14 protein-coding genes and 1 tRNA gene are annotated in these 15918 nt (G+C 64.5%); 9 read left to right on the forward strand and 6 right to left on the reverse strand.

Annotated features, from left to right (window positions below):
* Positions 1 to 82: 82 nt before the first annotated feature.
* The 4 genes from N911_RS0115505 to N911_RS0115520 form a co-directional block, all read right to left on the reverse strand.
* Positions 83 to 1405, reverse strand: coding sequence for a 4Fe-4S binding protein (locus tag N911_RS0115505; RefSeq protein WP_029898749.1), 1323 nt, complete (start codon positions 1403 to 1405; stop codon positions 83 to 85).
* Positions 1406 to 1454: 49 nt separating this feature from the next.
* Positions 1455 to 2303: a protease modulator HflC gene (gene hflC / locus N911_RS0115510; RefSeq protein WP_029898753.1), complete on the reverse strand. Its 849-nt coding sequence runs from the start codon at positions 2301 to 2303 to the stop codon at positions 1455 to 1457.
* Positions 2300 to 3394: an FtsH protease activity modulator HflK gene (gene hflK / locus N911_RS0115515; RefSeq protein ID WP_029898754.1), complete on the reverse strand. Its 1095-nt coding sequence runs from the start codon at positions 3392 to 3394 to the stop codon at positions 2300 to 2302. The genes hflC and hflK overlap by 4 nt, the downstream gene beginning before the upstream one ends.
* 89 nt (positions 3395 to 3483) lie before the next feature.
* Positions 3484 to 3559 (reverse strand) — tRNA-Asn (locus N911_RS0115520).
* Between the two features lie 244 nt (positions 3560 to 3803).
* Here N911_RS0115520 and lysS point away from each other — a divergent pair.
* The 9 genes from lysS to N911_RS0115565 all read left to right on the forward strand — a co-directional run bounded on the left by lysS (position 3804) and on the right by N911_RS0115565 (position 13817).
* On the forward strand, positions 3804 to 5309 hold the full coding sequence (gene lysS, locus N911_RS0115525) for a lysine--tRNA ligase (protein WP_081859313.1): 1506 nt from the start codon (positions 3804 to 3806) through the stop codon (positions 5307 to 5309).
* A 203-nt stretch (positions 5310 to 5512) separates the two neighbouring features.
* Positions 5513 to 6742: a lipoprotein-releasing ABC transporter permease subunit gene (locus tag N911_RS0115530; RefSeq protein ID WP_029898756.1), complete on the forward strand. Its 1230-nt coding sequence runs from the start codon at positions 5513 to 5515 to the stop codon at positions 6740 to 6742.
* Positions 6735 to 7424, forward strand: a complete 690-nt coding sequence (locus N911_RS0115535; protein WP_029898758.1) for an ABC transporter ATP-binding protein — start codon at positions 6735 to 6737, stop codon at positions 7422 to 7424. The genes N911_RS0115530 and N911_RS0115535 overlap by 8 nt, the downstream gene beginning before the upstream one ends.
* Positions 7405 to 10119 carry an outer membrane protein assembly factor BamA gene (gene bamA / locus N911_RS0115540; protein WP_029898760.1) on the forward strand — a complete coding sequence of 905 codons (2715 nt, stop codon included), beginning with the start codon at positions 7405 to 7407 and terminating at the stop codon, positions 10117 to 10119. The genes N911_RS0115535 and bamA overlap by 20 nt, the downstream gene beginning before the upstream one ends.
* A 33-nt stretch (positions 10120 to 10152) precedes the next feature.
* Positions 10153 to 10677 carry an OmpH/Skp family outer membrane protein gene (locus N911_RS0115545; protein WP_029898762.1) on the forward strand — a complete coding sequence of 175 codons (525 nt, stop codon included), beginning with the start codon at positions 10153 to 10155 and terminating at the stop codon, positions 10675 to 10677.
* Positions 10678 to 10680: 3 nt separating this feature from the next.
* On the forward strand, positions 10681 to 11730 hold the full coding sequence (gene lpxD, locus N911_RS0115550) for a UDP-3-O-(3-hydroxymyristoyl)glucosamine N-acyltransferase (RefSeq protein WP_029898765.1): 1050 nt from the start codon (positions 10681 to 10683) through the stop codon (positions 11728 to 11730).
* On the forward strand, positions 11720 to 12184 hold the full coding sequence (gene fabZ, locus N911_RS0115555) for a 3-hydroxyacyl-ACP dehydratase FabZ (protein ID WP_138774441.1): 465 nt from the start codon (positions 11720 to 11722) through the stop codon (positions 12182 to 12184). Before lpxD ends, fabZ begins: the two co-directional genes overlap by 11 nt.
* Positions 12181 to 12993: an acyl-ACP--UDP-N-acetylglucosamine O-acyltransferase gene (lpxA, locus tag N911_RS0115560; RefSeq protein WP_029898769.1), complete on the forward strand. Its 813-nt coding sequence runs from the start codon at positions 12181 to 12183 to the stop codon at positions 12991 to 12993. The genes fabZ and lpxA overlap by 4 nt, the downstream gene beginning before the upstream one ends.
* 2 nt (positions 12994 to 12995) lie before the next feature.
* On the forward strand, positions 12996 to 13817 hold the full coding sequence (locus tag N911_RS0115565; RefSeq protein ID WP_029898771.1) for an LpxI family protein: 822 nt from the start codon (positions 12996 to 12998) through the stop codon (positions 13815 to 13817).
* On the opposite strand, the gene N911_RS0115570 is transcribed toward N911_RS0115565, so the two are convergent.
* Complete coding sequence (locus N911_RS0115570) at positions 13792 to 15516, reverse strand: HD domain-containing phosphohydrolase (RefSeq protein ID WP_029898773.1); 1725 nt, start codon at positions 15514 to 15516, stop codon at positions 13792 to 13794. The two genes, N911_RS0115565 and N911_RS0115570, sit on opposite strands and share 26 nt — an antisense overlap.
* 1 nt (position 15517) lies before the next feature.
* Entirely contained in the window at positions 15518 to 15904 is a 387-nt protein-coding gene (locus N911_RS0115575) for a response regulator (protein ID WP_029898774.1), read from the reverse strand.
* Positions 15905 to 15918 lie beyond the last annotated feature (14 nt).

Raw genomic sequence — 15918 nt, forward strand, 5'->3', positions numbered from 1 at the left:
TGGCCGTTTCCTTGGTCATTCAAGAATACGTATCTTTTGAAGGCAGTCTAGACCGCAGGGCGGCCGGTGTCGTTGACCTGCGTCAAATGCGGGCCAATCCCAAAAAGGCGGCGTGCAGGGAGACGGCCAGCACCAGGAAGGCGGCGCGGGCCGAGGCGGGGGAGAGGAAGTGCGCTCGGTAGGCCATGGAGCCGTGGCGGCAGGCGGACACGCAGTCGCCGCACAGGGTGCAGGACAGCCCCGGGCGGCGGCTGGCGATGTCGTAAGGCTCAAGCGCGCCGTAACGGCAGGCCTTGGCGCAGCGGCCACAGGCGGTGCAGTTTTCGTCCATGGCCATGCGCCAGGGGGAGAGTTTGCCCAGCAGGTTCCCGGCCAGTCCCATGGGACAGTAGGTGGAACAGTGCACCATGGCCCCGCGCCTGCGCGAGGCAAAGAGCATGACGCCCACTCCGGCCAGGCCGAAGGCCACGGCCAGCCAGATGGCCGTTGGTCCGGCCACGCCCGCCGCGCGCAAGCCGAGGGCGGCCAGGATGGTTAGCAGCAGGGTCAGGCCCCGGCCCAGCAGGGGCAGGCGGCCCATGCTCGCGGGGCGTTTTTGCCCGTCCTTGTCCGCCAGCCGGGAGGAGGCGTCGTCCCAGGCGCCGATGTAGCACAGGTGGGAGCACCAGGCCGGACCCAGCAGCACCACGGACGAGGCGAAGAGGATGGCCATGAAGAAGCCGTCCCCCCGGAAGAGGGGGCCGCCCAAAATGAGCGCGGGCACTGGCAGGTGCAGCTGCCCGGTCATGAGGAATGATTCCGCCCCGGCCAGCCCTAGGGCGAGTTGGCCGAAAAAAACCAGGGAGAAGAAGCCCCAGAATACAGGGCGCAGTTTGGCGTGGCGGGCGGGGTCCAGCACGTGTCCGGTCAGCCAGGAGGCGTACAGGGCCAGCAGGCCGATCTCAAACCGTCCCCAGCCGGGCAGGAAGCGGTCGGCCAGCAGCACTTCGAACGGGGCCATGGCGCGGGAGACGTCCAGTAGAAGGAACGTCAGCAGGAAGGCGGAGGCTCGTGCCCAGGCGCGTCCGTCCGGACGGCCGAAGGCGCGATGGCCCAGCGGGGAGAGCAGGGCCAGCAGGGCGGCCGCGTCCAGCAGGAAAACCCCGCCCAGAATGGCGGCCATGCGGCCCCAGTCCTGGCCCAGCATGCGGCGCACCGAGGTCAACTCCACCGCGGTGTCAAGCCAGACGAACAGCCCCCAGGCCAGGGCCGCGGCCAGCACGGGGCGCAGCCAGGGCCGCCGCATGACGACGGCCGCAGATAAAAGGAGCATGCAGGCGGTCAGGCCGGGATCGCCCCAGCGCAGGGCGTGGGCTCCGAAGAGCAGGCAGGAGAGGAGTGCGGGAAGGCGGACGATCAGGGTCATGGGGGGAGTCTGCCTCCCCCCGTGGCCCTGTGGTTTGACCTGGGTCAAATCACTTCATGTATTTCAGGAAGGGGTCGTCCGGCGTAAGCACGTAGGTGGTGCCGTTGGACATGGCCTTGCGGTAGGCCTCCAGCGAGCGCTGGAAGTCGTAGAAGTCCGGGGCCTTCTTGAGCGCGCCCGCGAAGATGCGGATGGCCTCGGCGTCGCCCTCGCCGCGCAGGACCTCGGCCTGGCGCTTGGCTTCGGCGATGAGGATGGTGCGCTTCTTGTCGGCCTGGGCGCGGATTTTGGCCGCTTCCTCCTGGCCCTCGGAGCGGTAGCGCTTGGCCTGGCGTTCACGTTCGGCCCGCATGCGTCCGAAGATGGCCTGCTCGTTCTCGGAGGGCAGGTCGGTGCGCTTGATGCGCACGTCGATCACTTCGATGCCGAATTCGGCCACCAGTTTGTTGGCCTTGCCAGTGACTTCCTGCATGATCTCGCCGCGTTTCTCGGCGACGATTTCGATGAGGGTGTACCGTCCCAAGGCCGCGCGCAACTCGGAATAGATGATGTCGTCCAGGCGGGCCTGGGCGCTGGGGACGGTGCGCAGGGTGCGGTAGAACTCAAGCGGATCGACGATGCGCCAACGCGTGTAGTTGTCCACCACCATGTTCTTCTTGTCCTTGGTCAGGATCTCCGCGGGCTGGGCGTCGTAGTCCAGGATGCGGGAGTCGAAGAACATGGCGTTCTGCACAAAGGGCAGCTTGAAGTGCAGGCCGGGACCCAGGGGACCGGCCACGGGCTTGCCGAGCTGCAGGACGATGGCCCGCTCGGTCTGCTGCACGGTGAAGGCGGCCTGCACCAGAGCGATGGCTCCCAGCGCGCCGAGCACGGCGAAGACGATGGCGTATTTTTTCATCGGGCCACCCCCTGGGCGCCCTGGCCAAGCGGCAGGTAGGGCAGGGCGCGTTTGGCGGCTTCATCCGAGAGGATCATCTTCTTGGCGCCGTCCTTGGAGAGGATGTCTTCCATGGTCTCGATGAAGTAGCGCTTGCGGGTCACGTCGGGCGCCTTGACGTATTCCTCCAGCACGGCCTCGAAACGGGCCGCCCCGGCCTTGGCCCCCAGGACCTCGCTTTCCTTGTAGGCCTGGGCCTCGTTGACGATGGCCGCGGCCTGGCCCCTGGCCTTGGGCAGGATGTCGTTGCTGTAGGCCTCGGCCTCGTTGATGATGCGCGAGCGGTCCTCGCGGGCGGAGGCCACGTCCTTGAAGGCGTCCACCACTTCATCGGGTGGATGGACGTCCTGCAGCTGTACCGAGAGCACGTGGAGGCCGACTTTGTAGCGGTCCAGGATTTCCTGCAGAAGCAGCTGGCATTCCTGCTGGATCTGCAGCTTGCCCGCGGTCAGGGCGGAGTCGATTTTGTTCTTGCCGATGACCTCGCGCATGGCCGCCTCGGCGGCGTTGTGCACCGTCTCGGTGGGGTTCACCACATTGAAGAGGTAGTTCATGGCGTCCTTGATCTTGAATTGGACGATGAACTGCACGTTGATGATGTTCTCATCACCGGTGAGCATGAGCGACTCATCGGGCACCAACCGGGCGTTGCTCGGATTGTAGTTTCCGGTGGACCTTCCCGGGGTGCGGAATCCCACTTCAATCGATTGTACCTGCGTCACCTTGGGGGTGTAGACCCTTTCGATGGGGTAGGGCAGGTGGTAGTGCGGTCCGGAAGTGGTGTAGCGGGAGAACTCGCCGAAGCGCAGCACCACGCCCGTTTCGTCGGGTTCGACGATGTAGATGCCGGTGAGAGCCCAGACGATGATGACGAGAAGTATGATGAGCTTCCCGCCGCCCGAGGGCCTGAAGTTACGGAATTTTTCAAAGAGGTCGTTGAGCCCGTTGGGCCCGCCGCCTCCGCCGCCGTTGCCACCGTCGTCATCCTGTGGACGGCGGCCGCCGCCGCGGCGCTGCTTCTGCTCGGTGAGTTTTTCCCAGTCCCAGTTCATAGTCGGCTCTGTGTAGGCATCATGGAGGCCCAGGTCAAGGTAAACAGAAAAAAGGGGACCGGCGCGCGCCGGTCCCCTTGGAATTTCTCTGGCTCCCCGGGACGGATTCGAACCGCCAACCTAGTGGTTAACAGCCACCCGCTCTGCCGGTTGAGCTACCGGGGAGCATTTCCCGCGAACGGGAGAGAGCCTTTAATCACACCGGCGAGTGTTCGTCAAGGCCGAATTTCTTTTTTCAGCCCGACTCCCGGCAACACCGTCCTTGACGCTCCCATCGAAAGCGAATACCCCTGTCGGGTTCCAACGGACCACATGCGAGGAGCCAGGCGTGAGCGACGACACGCCCAAAAAAAAGAACAAGCCCATCAAGCTCAAGGTCAAGTCCCCCTCGGTGGAGCGTTTCACCCCCATGCTGGAGGCGCTTGCCGAGCACGGCGAACTGAACGAGGTACTCAAGAACCGCGTTGAGAAAGCCGTGCAACTGGTGGACGAGGGCGTGCCCCTGTTCCCCAACGCCTGCCGCCGGGACGCTTCTGTATCCCAGGTGCGCGAGGGCTACGAGCCCTTTGGCGCGCCCGAATTGGAATCGGTGGAGGACCGTCTCGTTCTGGCGGGACGCATCGTTTCCCTGCGGTCCTTCGGCAAGGCGGCCTTTTTCCATCTGCAAGACACCACGGGGCGGATGCAGGTTTACGTGCAGAAGGCCACCCTCGGCACGGAGGAGTACCAACTCTTCAAGAAGCTGGACGTGGGCGACATCGTCCAGGTGACGGGCACCCCCTTCCGCACCAAGACAGATGAACTGACCCTGGCCGCGGACAAGGTGGACCTGCTAACCAAGTCCATGCGCCCTCTTCCCGAGAAATACCACGGCCTCAAGGATGTGGAGACTCGCTACCGCCGGCGCTACGTGGACCTCATCGTCAATCCCCGCGCAGCGGAGATTTTCAAGGTGCGCACGGCCATCGTGCGCGAACTGCGCAGGGTGCTGGACGAGAAGGAATTTCTGGAGGTTGAGACCCCCACCCTGCAGGCCATACCCGGCGGGGCCACGGCCAAGCCGTTCCGTACCCACCACAACGCCCTGGGGCTTGAGCTGTACATGCGCATCGCCCCGGAGCTGTATCTCAAGCGGCTCCTGGTGGGCGGCTTCGAGAAAGTCTACGAGGTGGGGCGCAACTTCCGCAACGAGGGCATCTCCACCCAGCACAATCCCGAGTTCACCATGTGTGAGCTCTATTGGGCCTACGCCGACTACTTCGACCTCATGGACTTCACCGAGGAGTTGTTCGAGCGCATCGCCATCGCGGCCACCGGTTCCTCCAAGGTCATGTACCAGGAGGAGGAGATCGACCTCACCCGGGGCACATGGCGCAGGCTTACCTTCCATGAGTCCCTGCGGGAGATCGGCGGGCTCGACCCGGCTTTTTACAACGACTTCGAGGCTGCCAGCAAATACGTCAAGGAAAAGGGCGAGAAGGTATTCGAGGGAGACAAGCTGGGCAAGGTGCAGGCCAAACTCTTCGACATCCACGTGGAGCCCAAGCTGAGCCAGCCCACCTTCATCTACGGCTACCCCACGGACATCTCGCCGCTGTCCCGCCGCAACGACGAGAACCCGGAGATCACCGACCGTTTCGAGCTGTTCATCGCCGGGCGGGAGATGGCCAACGCCTTCTCCGAACTCAACGACCCGGTTGACCAGCGCTGCCGGTTTCTGGACCAAGTGGCGGAAAAGGAGGCCGGCGACGAGGAGGCGCACACCATGGACGAGGACTACGTCCGCGCCCTGGAGTACGGCATGCCCCCGGCCGCTGGCGAGGGCATCGGCATCGACCGGCTGGTGATGCTTTTGACCGACTCCGCCTCCATCCGCGAGGTCATCCTCTTTCCGTTGCTGCGGCCGGAGGTCTAGGCCGGTTGCCGGAGAGCCCCGGCGCTTTTCTTCCCCGGCGAAGCGTGGTAAAGAGCCGCATGACGCGCGGGGTCGTTCCGCGCACGGACGCACCATGATGCACTCTTGCAGCGAAACCCAGTCCCCAGCCAGGGACGAGATGCGGAAAACCCCGGCCAAGGCCGGGTTTTCTCTTTTCCTGGGGAGGCGGCCCGACTATCTCCATGCGGTTTGAACTCTTCGTCGCCTTCCGTTACCTGCTGGCCCTGCGCAGGCAGGCCTTCATCTCCCTCATCAGCCTCTTCGCCGTATTCGGGGTCTGCCTGGGCGTGGCCTCCCTCATCGTGGTCATCGGAGTCATGAACGGCTTTACCCATGACCTGCGGGAAAAGATTCTGGGGGTCAACGCCCACGTCCTGATCACCAGTTTCGAACAGGGCATCGCCGACTACGAGGAGCTTGTGGACCGGGCGGAAGAGGTGGACGGCGTTGAAGGGGCCATGCCCTTCGTCTACTCCGAGGTCATGCTCTCCACCCCGCGCGGGGTGAAGGGGCTGGCCCTGCGCGGCGTGCTGCCGGACAGGGCGGGCGGGGTGCTCGGGCTGGCCGGGTACATGAAAGCCGGAGAGATCAAGGACCTGGGCCGTGAGGACGGTCCGCCGGGCGTTGTGGTCGGCGCGGAGCTGGCCTCGCGGCTGGGGTTGCATCTCGGCAGCCGGGTGAATCTGCTCTCGCCCACCGGCCGCAAGACCTCCGCCGGGTTTACCCCCAAGATCAGCGTTTTTCAGGTGGTGGGGGTGTTCGACACCGGCATGTACGAGTACGACTCCTCCCTGGGCTACGTGGCCATGGACAAGGCCCAGGATCTGCTCGGCTTCGACGGGGACCTGGCCACAGGGGTGGAAGTGCGGACATCCGACCCGGAGCGGGCCGAAGCCATCAGCGAGGACCTGCGGGAGCGCATCGGCGAGTTTCCCCTCTCCGTGCGCAGTTGGGCCGAGATGAACGCCAACCTCTTCGCCGCCCTCAAGCTGGAAAAGACGGCCATGTTTATTATCCTGGCCCTGATCATCGTGGTTGGCTCCTTCAGCATCGTCACCACCCTGGTCATGCTGGTCATGAAAAAGACCCGCGACGTGGCCGTGCTCATGTCCATGGGCGCGGGGCGTTCCACGGTGCGGCGCATCTTCATGCTGCAGGGCACCATCATCGGCGCGGTGGGCACGGTGGCCGGCTACCTGGTGGGACTGCCCGTGGCCTGGCTGCTGCGGCGCTACCAATTCATCGAACTGCCCCGCAACGTCTATCCGGTGGACTACCTGCCCGTGCGGCTGGAGGCCTTCGATCTCGGCGTCATCGGCGTGGCGGCCTTTTTGCTGTGCTTCCTGGCCACCATCTATCCGGCCCGACGAGCCGCTTCCCTCAACCCCGCGGACGCGTTGCGCTATGAGTGATTCCCTCTTCGTTCTGGAGAACGTGCGTAAGCGCTACCAGGGCCCCACCGAGGAGGTGGAGGTCTTGAGCGGGGTGAATTGCCGCATCGAGACAGGGGAGTCGCTGGCGATTGTCGGCGCGTCGGGGTCGGGAAAGACGACGCTCTTGCATATTTTGGGAACTCTGGATACCCCTTCCGAGGGCACGGTTCTTTTCGACGGGGGAGACCTGTCCGACCTGAGCGAGGCCGGACGGATGGATGTGCGGAACCGGCACCTCGGTTTCGTCTTTCAACAGCATCATCTCCTGCCGGAATTTACCGCTCTGGAAAACGTGGCCATGCCCGGCCTCATCGCCGGACTTCCCCGCGGCGAGGCCATGGATCGGGCTTCCGAGGCCTTGGACCTTGTGGGGCTGACCGAGCGGGGCGGATTCGAAGTGACCCGCCTTTCCGGAGGAGAACGGCAGCGGGCGGCGCTTGCCAGGGGCATCCTCATGCGTCCACGGGCGCTTTTGGCCGACGAGCCCACCGGGTCGCTGGACGAGAAAACGGGTCGGCGCATCGCCGAGGTGATGCTCAAGCTCAACAGCGAACTTAACATGACTCTCATTGTCGTCACGCATAATCTCGAGCTCGCCCGCGGAATGGGGCGGCAACTGGAACTGCACGAAGGAGTCCTGCATGCGAGCCTTCCCTGCTAGCCCGCTGATTTTCGCGCTGAGCCTGATTCTGGCGCTGGCCTCCGCGGCCAACGCGCAGATCGGCGAAAAGCAGCGGCTGGTGGTTCTTCCTTTTGAAGTCAACGCCAGCGAGGACGTGGAGTACCTGCGCGAAAGCCTGCCCACCCTGCTGGCGGACGAACTGCGCAAGGAGGGGTTCGAGGTCGTTCAGCGCGACGAGGTCGAGCAGATCATCTTCGACAGGGAGATCGAGTACCTGGACATCTCCACGGCCCGAGACCTGGCCCTTCTGACCAAGGCGGACACAGCGGTCTATGGATCCTTCAGCCAAGTGGGCGAGACCATCAGCCTGGACGTGCGGCTGGTGGAGGCCTTCGGCCTGAAGGCCGACAAGGCCGTATTCGTGGTTAAAAAGGGGCTTATCAACATCCTGCCCGCGGTGGAGGAACTGGCCGGCAAGATCCGCCAGGAGCTGCTGCAGAAGGAGCAGGTGGCCGAGATCGAGGTGGAGGGAACCAAGGTCCTGGACAAGGACGTGGTGCTGATGCGCATCCAGACCCGCAAGGGCGACGTGCTGGACCGGGAGAAACTGGACCAGGACCTGCGCAATCTCTTTGAACTGGGATATTTCGAGGACGTGCAAATCGAGGTGGAGGACACCGCCGAGGGCAAGCGCGTCATCTTCCGCGTGGTGGAAAAGCCGCGCATCGTGGACATCCGCGTCGAGGGCAGCGACGAGGTGGACGAGGACGACATCCTGGAGGCCATGGACACCAAGGAGGGCTCGGTCCTCAACCTCAAGGTGCTCTCCCAGGACCTGCAGAAGGTCCGCCAGCTTTACCGCTCCAAGGGGTACTACCTGGCCGAGGTGGACTACGATGTCCAGGGCGGCGACGGCGGCGGCAGCGCCTCCCTGGTTATCGATGTGGCCGAGGGCGAGAAGCTCTACGTCGAGGGAATCACCATCGAGGGCGCGGAGAAGCTGGACGAGGGCGACCTCAAGGACGAACTGGCCCTGTCCGAGCGGGGCATCTTCTCCATATTCACCGGCTCCGGCGTGCTGCAGGAGGAAATGCTCGACCGCGACGCCGCGGCTCTGGAGGCCTACTACGCCAACCGGGGCTTCATCGACGCCAAGGTTTCCCAGCCCGAGGTGGAGTTCAAGGAAGACGGTATCTACGTCACCTTCAAGGTGGAAGAGGGGCCGCGCTTCAAGGTGGGCGAGATCAACCTGCGTGGCGATCTCATCGCTCCGGAGAAGGAACTGCTGGGCGTGGTCAAGCTGGACGACAAGGCGGATGAGGACGAGTACTTCGACCGCCAGCGCATGCGCGACGACCTGCTTGCCCTCGAAGAATACTACGGCAATTACGGGTACGCCTTCGCCCGGGCCGACGTGGACATGGACGAGGACCGGGAAAACCTGGTCATCAACCTCGACTACATCGTCAACAAGCAGCAGAAGGTATTCATCCGCCGGGTGCTCATCGAGGGCAACACCAAGACCCGCGACAACGTCATCCGCCGCCAGATCCAACTCGGCGACGGCGACCCCTACTCCGGAGTCAAGGTCTCCCAGTCCACCAGGCGCCTGGACAACCTGGATTACTTCGAGGCCGTGGACATGGAGACGGTGCCCACGGGCGATCCCTCGCAGATGGACCTCAAGGTGAAGGTGGCCGAGAAGAACACCGGCTTCTTCTCCATCGGCGCGGGCTACTCGTCGCGCAACAGGGTATTCGGAACCGGCACCATCACCGAGCGCAACCTCTTGGGCCGCGGCTACACCCTGAGCTTTTCCGGCTCCCTGGGGGCGGTGGAGGAGGACTATCACCTCAAGTTCATCAACCCGCACATTTACGACACCAAGCTCTCCGGTTCCGTGGACTTCGGGTACCAGGAAGAGGAACAGGTGGACTTTACCGAGCGTTCCTTCGGCGCCACCGTGGGGGTGGGATACCCCATCGGCCAGTACACCGTGTTGCAATCCGGCTACAACATCCGCGACTTCGAACTGCGCAACGTTGACGACGACGACGCGGAACTGCTGCGTCAGTACAAGGGCAACAATCTGGAGAGCAAAGTCGCCGTGGCCGCCATCCGCGACTCCAGGCGGGGCGGCTTCATCCCTGTCCAGGGCACCAGGAACGAACTCAAGGTCAACGTGGCAGGCGGCTTCCTGGGCGGCGACAGCGACTATATCAAGTACGAATACGAGGGCGACTACTTCACCCAGCTCATCGGCGACACCGTCCTGCACTTGCGTGGCTCGGCAGGGCTTACCGCCAAGAACTTCACCGACGACCCCGTGCCGCCCTGGGCGCGGTACTTCCTGGGCGGCATCGACACCGTGCGCGGCTACGGCGGCGGCCTCATAGGCCCCCGCGACCCGTCCAGCGACGACCTCATCGGCGGCACCAAGATGGCCTTCGCCAACGTGGAGTACTACGTTCCGGTGTGGGAGGAGCAAAGCCTCTGGGCCTTCGCCTTCTTCGACGCGGGCAACTCCTGGGAACACGAGGAGAGCTTCTTCGAGGACACCAAGCAGCGCGACGGCACCAGCCTGCCGCTGGGTCTGTACAAGGGCGTGGGCCCTGGGCTGAAGTGGAATTCCCCCTTCGGTCCGCTGACCGTGGTCTGGGGCTATCCACTTGACAAGCTCGAGGACAACAACGACACAGGGCGTTTCGAATTCAGCATGGGCGGCGTGTTCTAGCCGCGTTCCAACATGCAAAAAGGAGACAACTACATGAAATCCATGTTTTCCCTCTGCCTGGCCGTGGTGATGCTGTTGGCCGCCGGGGCCACCGCGCAGGCCATGAAGATCGGCGTCATCAACGTCAAGGAAGTGATGCAGAAGTCCGATCCGGGCCAGGAGGCCCAGAGCGACCTCAAGGGCGAGTTCGACAAGCTCAAAAAGGACCTGGAAGAGCGTCAGGCCGAGATCCAGGATATGAAAGCCGACATGGAGAAGCAGTCCCTTGCCCTGTCCGACGAGGCCAAGCAGATGAAGCAGATGGAGTTCCAGCGCAAGGTGCGGGAACTGCAGGACATGAGTACGGCCTACAAGCGCCGCATGCAGATGCGCGAGAAGAAGGCCCTGGACCCTGTCCTGGACATGCTCGCTGAAGTGGTCGAAAAGTACGGCAAGAACAACGACTACGACATCCTCCTGGACCGCAACAATTCCGGTGTCGTCTATTTCGATGAAAACGCGGTGGAAGTCACCTCGGAGATCATCGTGGAGATGAACAAGGCCTGGAAGAACAAGTAGCGCATGAAAGTCCCCCTGTCCGAGCTGGCGGAGCGCTTCGGCCTCCGCCTCATCGGCGACGATGTGGAGGTTAGCGGCGTGGCCCCGCTGGAGCGGGCCACCGCCGGGGAGCTCAGCTTCCTCTCCAATCCCAAGTACGCCGACCAACTGGAATCCACCTCCGCGGGAGCGGTCATCGCCCGGGAGGAGCAGGCCACCCGGGCCAAGTGCCCCGTGCTGGCCGCCGATGACCCCTACCTGGCCTTGGCGCGCGTGCTGGAGGTGTTTCACACCCCCCAGGGCGCCTTCTCTGGCCAGAGCGGGCTTGCCTCGGTCCATGCCGATGCGCGGGTCGACGACTCAGCGGAGCTGGCCCCCTTCGTGTACGTGGGGCGCGGGTCCGTGGTCGGACCGCGCAGCCGCCTCTTCCCCGGCGTTTACGTGGGCGAGGACTGCGTGCTGGGCGAGGGATGCGTTCTCTATCCGGGCGTCACGCTCATGGCCGGTGTCAAGCTGGGCGATGGAGTCATCGTCCATCCGGGCGCTGTGCTGGGATCGGATGGCTTCGGCTACGCCCAGGGGCCGGAGGGGCACGTCAAGGTGCCCCAGATCGGCGGCCTCGAAATCGGTGATCGTGTGGAGATCGGCGCCAACACCGCCATCGACCGGGGCTCCCTAGGCACCACGCGCATCGAAACGGGAGCCAAGCTGGACAACCTGTGCCAGGTGGCCCACAACGTGACAGTCGGCCCGCATTCCATCCTGGTTTCCCAGGTGGGCGTTTCCGGCAGCACCAAGCTCGGCACCGGGGTCATCCTCGGCGGGCAGGTGGGCGTGGTGGGGCACCTCACCATCGGTGACGGCTCCATGGTCGGCGCCCAGGCGGGCGTGGGCAAGGACCTCCCCCCCGGCTCGCAGGTCAGCGGAAGCCCCGCCTACGACCACAAGACATTTCTGCGCAACGCCGCCCTCATGCCCAAACTGCCGGACATGGCGAAGAAGGTGCGCGAACTGGAACGGGAGTTGGCCGAGATAAAGGCCAGCCTGAAGAAAGGAGATGATCATGACGGGTGATTCCCAGCGCACCAGCGTGCGTGAGATCATGCGATACATCCCCCACCGCTATCCCTTCCTGCTCGTGGACCGGGTGGAGCGGCTGGAGCCTGGCGAGTACCTTGAGGCCATCAAGAACGTGACCGTCAACGAACCGTTCTTCCAGGGGCATTTTCCCGAGTTGCCGGTCATGCCCGGGGTGCTCATCGTGGAGGCCCTGGCTCAGGCGGGTGGCGTCATGGTCTTCAAGAGCTTCGACGTGGATCTCGACGGCAAGATTTTCATGTTCACGGGCATCGACAAGGTCAAGTTCCGCCGCCCCGTGGTTCCGGGTGATCAACTGGTGCTGCGACTGGACGAAGTGAAGCGGAAATTCAATATTTTCAAGATGCGGGGCACTGCCCTGGTCGAAGGCGAAGTGGCGGTTCAGGCGCAATTGGCGGCCGCCCTGGTTAATCGCGGAGATCTGGCATGAGTGTGGTTATTGACGAACGGGCCGTGGTCCATCCAGGGGCCGAGTTGGGGACGGACGTGGTCGTGGGCCCTTATTGCGTCATCGAGGACGGGGTTTCCATTGGCGATTCCACGCGCCTCGAACCTTTTGTACAGATCAAGTCGCACACCTCGCTGGGCAGCGGAAACCACGTGCATTCCCACGCGGTGCTAGGCGGCGAGCCGCAGCATCTCGGATTCAAGGGTGAACCCACCACGGTGGACATCGGCGACAACAACGTCATCCGCGAGTTCGTGACTGTTCACCGGGGCACGGCCCGGGGGCTCGGCTACAGCCGCGTCGGTTCCGGGTGCATGCTCATGGCCTACGTGCATGTGGCCCACGACTGCGAATTGGGCGACCACGTCATCATGGCCAACGCCTCGTCTCTGGCCGGGCACGTGGAGATCGGCGACCACGCCGTGATCAGCGGCATGAGCGGCGTGCACCAGTTCGTGCGCATCGGCGAGCACGCCTTTCTGGGGGCCATGGGCGGCTTCGGAATGGACGTGCCTCCCTTTGTAATGGCCACCGGAGTCCGGGCCAGCCTGCACGGGGTCAACGTCATCGGGCTCAAGCGCAACGGCTATACCCGCGATGCCATATCCGCCCTGAAGAAGGCCTACCAACTCATTTTCCGCTCCGACCGCACGCGCGAGGAGGCCCTGGACGAGGTTCAGGCCGACCTCGGCGAGCACCCTGAAGTCATGCGCCTGGTGGATTTCATCCGATCCTCCAAGCGCGGTGTCACACCGGCCGCGGCCAACGGCAACGGCTTTTCCGAGGAGTAGCCGTGGCCACCGTTGGGCTCATCGCGGGAGGGGGGCGGTTCCCCTTCCTGGTGGCCAGGGGCGTGCGCGCCGCCGGCGAGCGCGTGGTGGCGGTGGGCTTCCCGGACAACACCGATCCCGCCCTGGAGGCCGAGGTGGACGCCTACGTTCGCCTGGGTATGGGCAAGCTGGGGGCGGTCATCTCCTTTTTCGCCAAACAGGGCGTGGACCGCGTTGTCATGGCGGGAACGATAGCCAAGCCCCGGGCCTTGCGCGATCTGGTGCCGGACTGGCGCGCGGCCAAGCTGCTGCCCAGATTGCGGGGCAAGGGCGATGACGCCCTGCTGCGGGCCATCATAGGCGAGTTGGAAAAGGACGGCTTTACCGTCAGCGCGCCGCACGAGGTGGTGCCGGACCTGCTTACCCCGCCCGGCGTCCTCACCAGGAAGAGCCCCTCCCGGGAAACCTGGGAGGACATCCGCTACGGCTGGCCAGTGGCCAAGGCGGTGGGGGAGATGGACATCGGCCAGACCATCGTGGTGCGGCGGCAGATGGTGGCCGCGGTGGAGGCACTGGAAGGCACCGACCGCGCCGTAGAGCGCGGGTGTACTCTCGCCGGGGCCGGGGCCCTGGTGCTCAAGGTCTGCAAGCCGGGCCAGGAAGTGCGGGCCGACCTGCCTGCCGCCGGGCCGGACACCATCAAGGCGCTGGCCAGGGGCGGGGCGGCCTGCCTGGCCCTGGAAGCGGGCAAAAGCCTCTTCTTTGATCGGCGGCGCGCCCTGGCCGAGGCCGAGGCGGCCGGGATAAGCGTGGTGGGCGTCACGCCCGATATGCTGGCTGACTGATCGGCTCCCGGCCGTTGGCTTGCTCCAGCCGTTCCACGTTCTCCATGATCTCATCCACCCGTTCGACAAAGAGGTCGACGAGCCCGGCGTCCATGCGGCCGTCCTCGGCTTCCTCGCGCAGGACGTCCAGTGCCTTGGCTCTGGGCAGAGCCGGCTTGTAGTGGCGTTTCTGCGTCACCGCGTCAAAGGTGTCCACCACCGCCAGCAGCCGAGCCTGCAGCAAAATTTCCTCCCCGCTGAGCCCGCGGGGGTAGCCCGAGCCGTCCAGTCGTTCGTGGTGCTGGTGAATGATTTCCAGAAGGTTTGAAAATTCCCTGGTGAAGGGGATGTGGCGGAGTATGCGGAAACTCTCCCCGGGGTGGCGCTCGATCTCCTTGCGCTCGTCACGGCTGAGGTTGCCGCTGGGCACAAGCATGGCGGCCGCTTCCTCGCCGGTCAAAAGCGGAGATGCCGCGGGGCCGAATCGGCTTTCCCGCAGGGAGTGCAGCAGCACCACGTCCTCGCGCTCCAGGAAGGGCTTGACGTTGATGGCAGACAGCCGTTCCTTGGCTGGGGCCGCCGGTTCGCCCGATTCCCGCTCGCGCATGTCAAGGCGGAGGAAGATGACGTCCAGCAGGGCGGGCGGGATACGGGTGGCCTTGTTGAGGACCTCCTCGCGCACGCCGATCTTGCCCACATCGTGCAACAACCCGGCGTAGTAGATCTCCTGCAGGTTGGCTTCGCCGAAGCGCACCCCTGGAAAACGGTCGCGGTCGCCGTTGACAAGCTTGGCCAGAGAGACGCTGAGGGTGGCCACCCGCTGGGAGTGGCCCGAGGTCATGGCGTCCCGGGCGTCGATGGCCGCTGCCAGGGCGCGCAGCAGCGCGTCCATGAGCACCCTGGTTTCCTCGAAATAGTAGGCGTTTCCCATGGCCGTGGCGGCCACCGAGGCGATGGTGCCCATGCGTTTGCGATGGGCTGCGGTGAAGGCGTTGGGAGAGCGGGAGGCCAGCACGAGGGCGCCGCCGGAAAGGTTGGGGGAGATGAGCGGCAGGATGAGCAGTGAGCGGATGCCCTCCACCTCGTTGTTCCAGCGGGGATCGGATTCCAGCTGGTTGATTATCTCGCCGCTTGGCTTGGCCACCGCCTCCCGGAACAGCCTGCCGCGAAGTATCCGGTCCAACCCCACGGCCATGGCTTCGCCGAAGGCGTCCAGCACTTGCCGCCGTCCCTGCTCGGATTCGCGGAAGATGACCAGGCCCATTTCAGCGGGCACATCCGAGCCGCCGCACTCCTCGGTGAGGGAACGGGTCACGTCGCCGAGCCGCAGGGAATCGCCAAGATTGTAGACGGCCCGGTGCAGTGTCTCCAGTTCGCGGTACCGCTCCAGGGTCTCGGTGGCCACGCTGCGCAGGCCGCCTTCAAGTTGGGTGGTGGCGCTGAGGGCGTGCTCCAGCAACTCGGCCAGGGCCTCGCCCCGGTCGGAGTCGGGGCAGCGCACCAGCAGGCTGCCCACTTCGCGCCCTTCCGCCAGAATGGGGCGGCTCAGTCCGTCGAAATCTCCACAAAGGGGGTCGAAGCCGTTGCCGGAGGGAGCCTTGGCCAGCACGTCGTCTCCGGATACGACCGCCAGTCCGGTCCCGTTGGGGGCCAGGGGCAACGCCCGCTCCAGGAGGGGGGAAATCCGCTTGGCTTTGAGCAGGCGGGCGTCCGGGGTCATCTCACTCCCGCAACCCCAGCAATTCCATGGCCACCTGCAGCACCCTGTCCGGGTCGAACGGCTTGGTCATATACATTTCAGCGCCCGCTTCCATGCCGTGCTTCTTGTCCGCCTCCTGTCCCTTGGCCGTCAGCAGGACGATTCGCACGGAATCCAGCCCTTCCTCCTCCGTAACCAGGCGGGTCACTTCGTAGCCGTTCATGCGCGGCATCATGATGTCCAGAAACACCACTTCCGGCCGCTGGTCGCGGATGATGCGCATGCCCTCCTCGCCATCGCCCGCGGTGAGGATTTCCACCCCGTAGTCGTCCTCAAGCTCCTCGAGTGTCTGCTCGAGGAGCATGCGGATGTGGACTTCATCGTCCACGATGAGAATCTTTCCAGGCATTGTTTCTCCCGCTC

It is taken from the genome of Desulfohalovibrio reitneri, assembly GCF_000711295.1.
GTDB lineage: Bacteria > Desulfobacterota > Desulfovibrionia > Desulfovibrionales > Desulfovibrionaceae > Desulfohalovibrio > Desulfohalovibrio reitneri.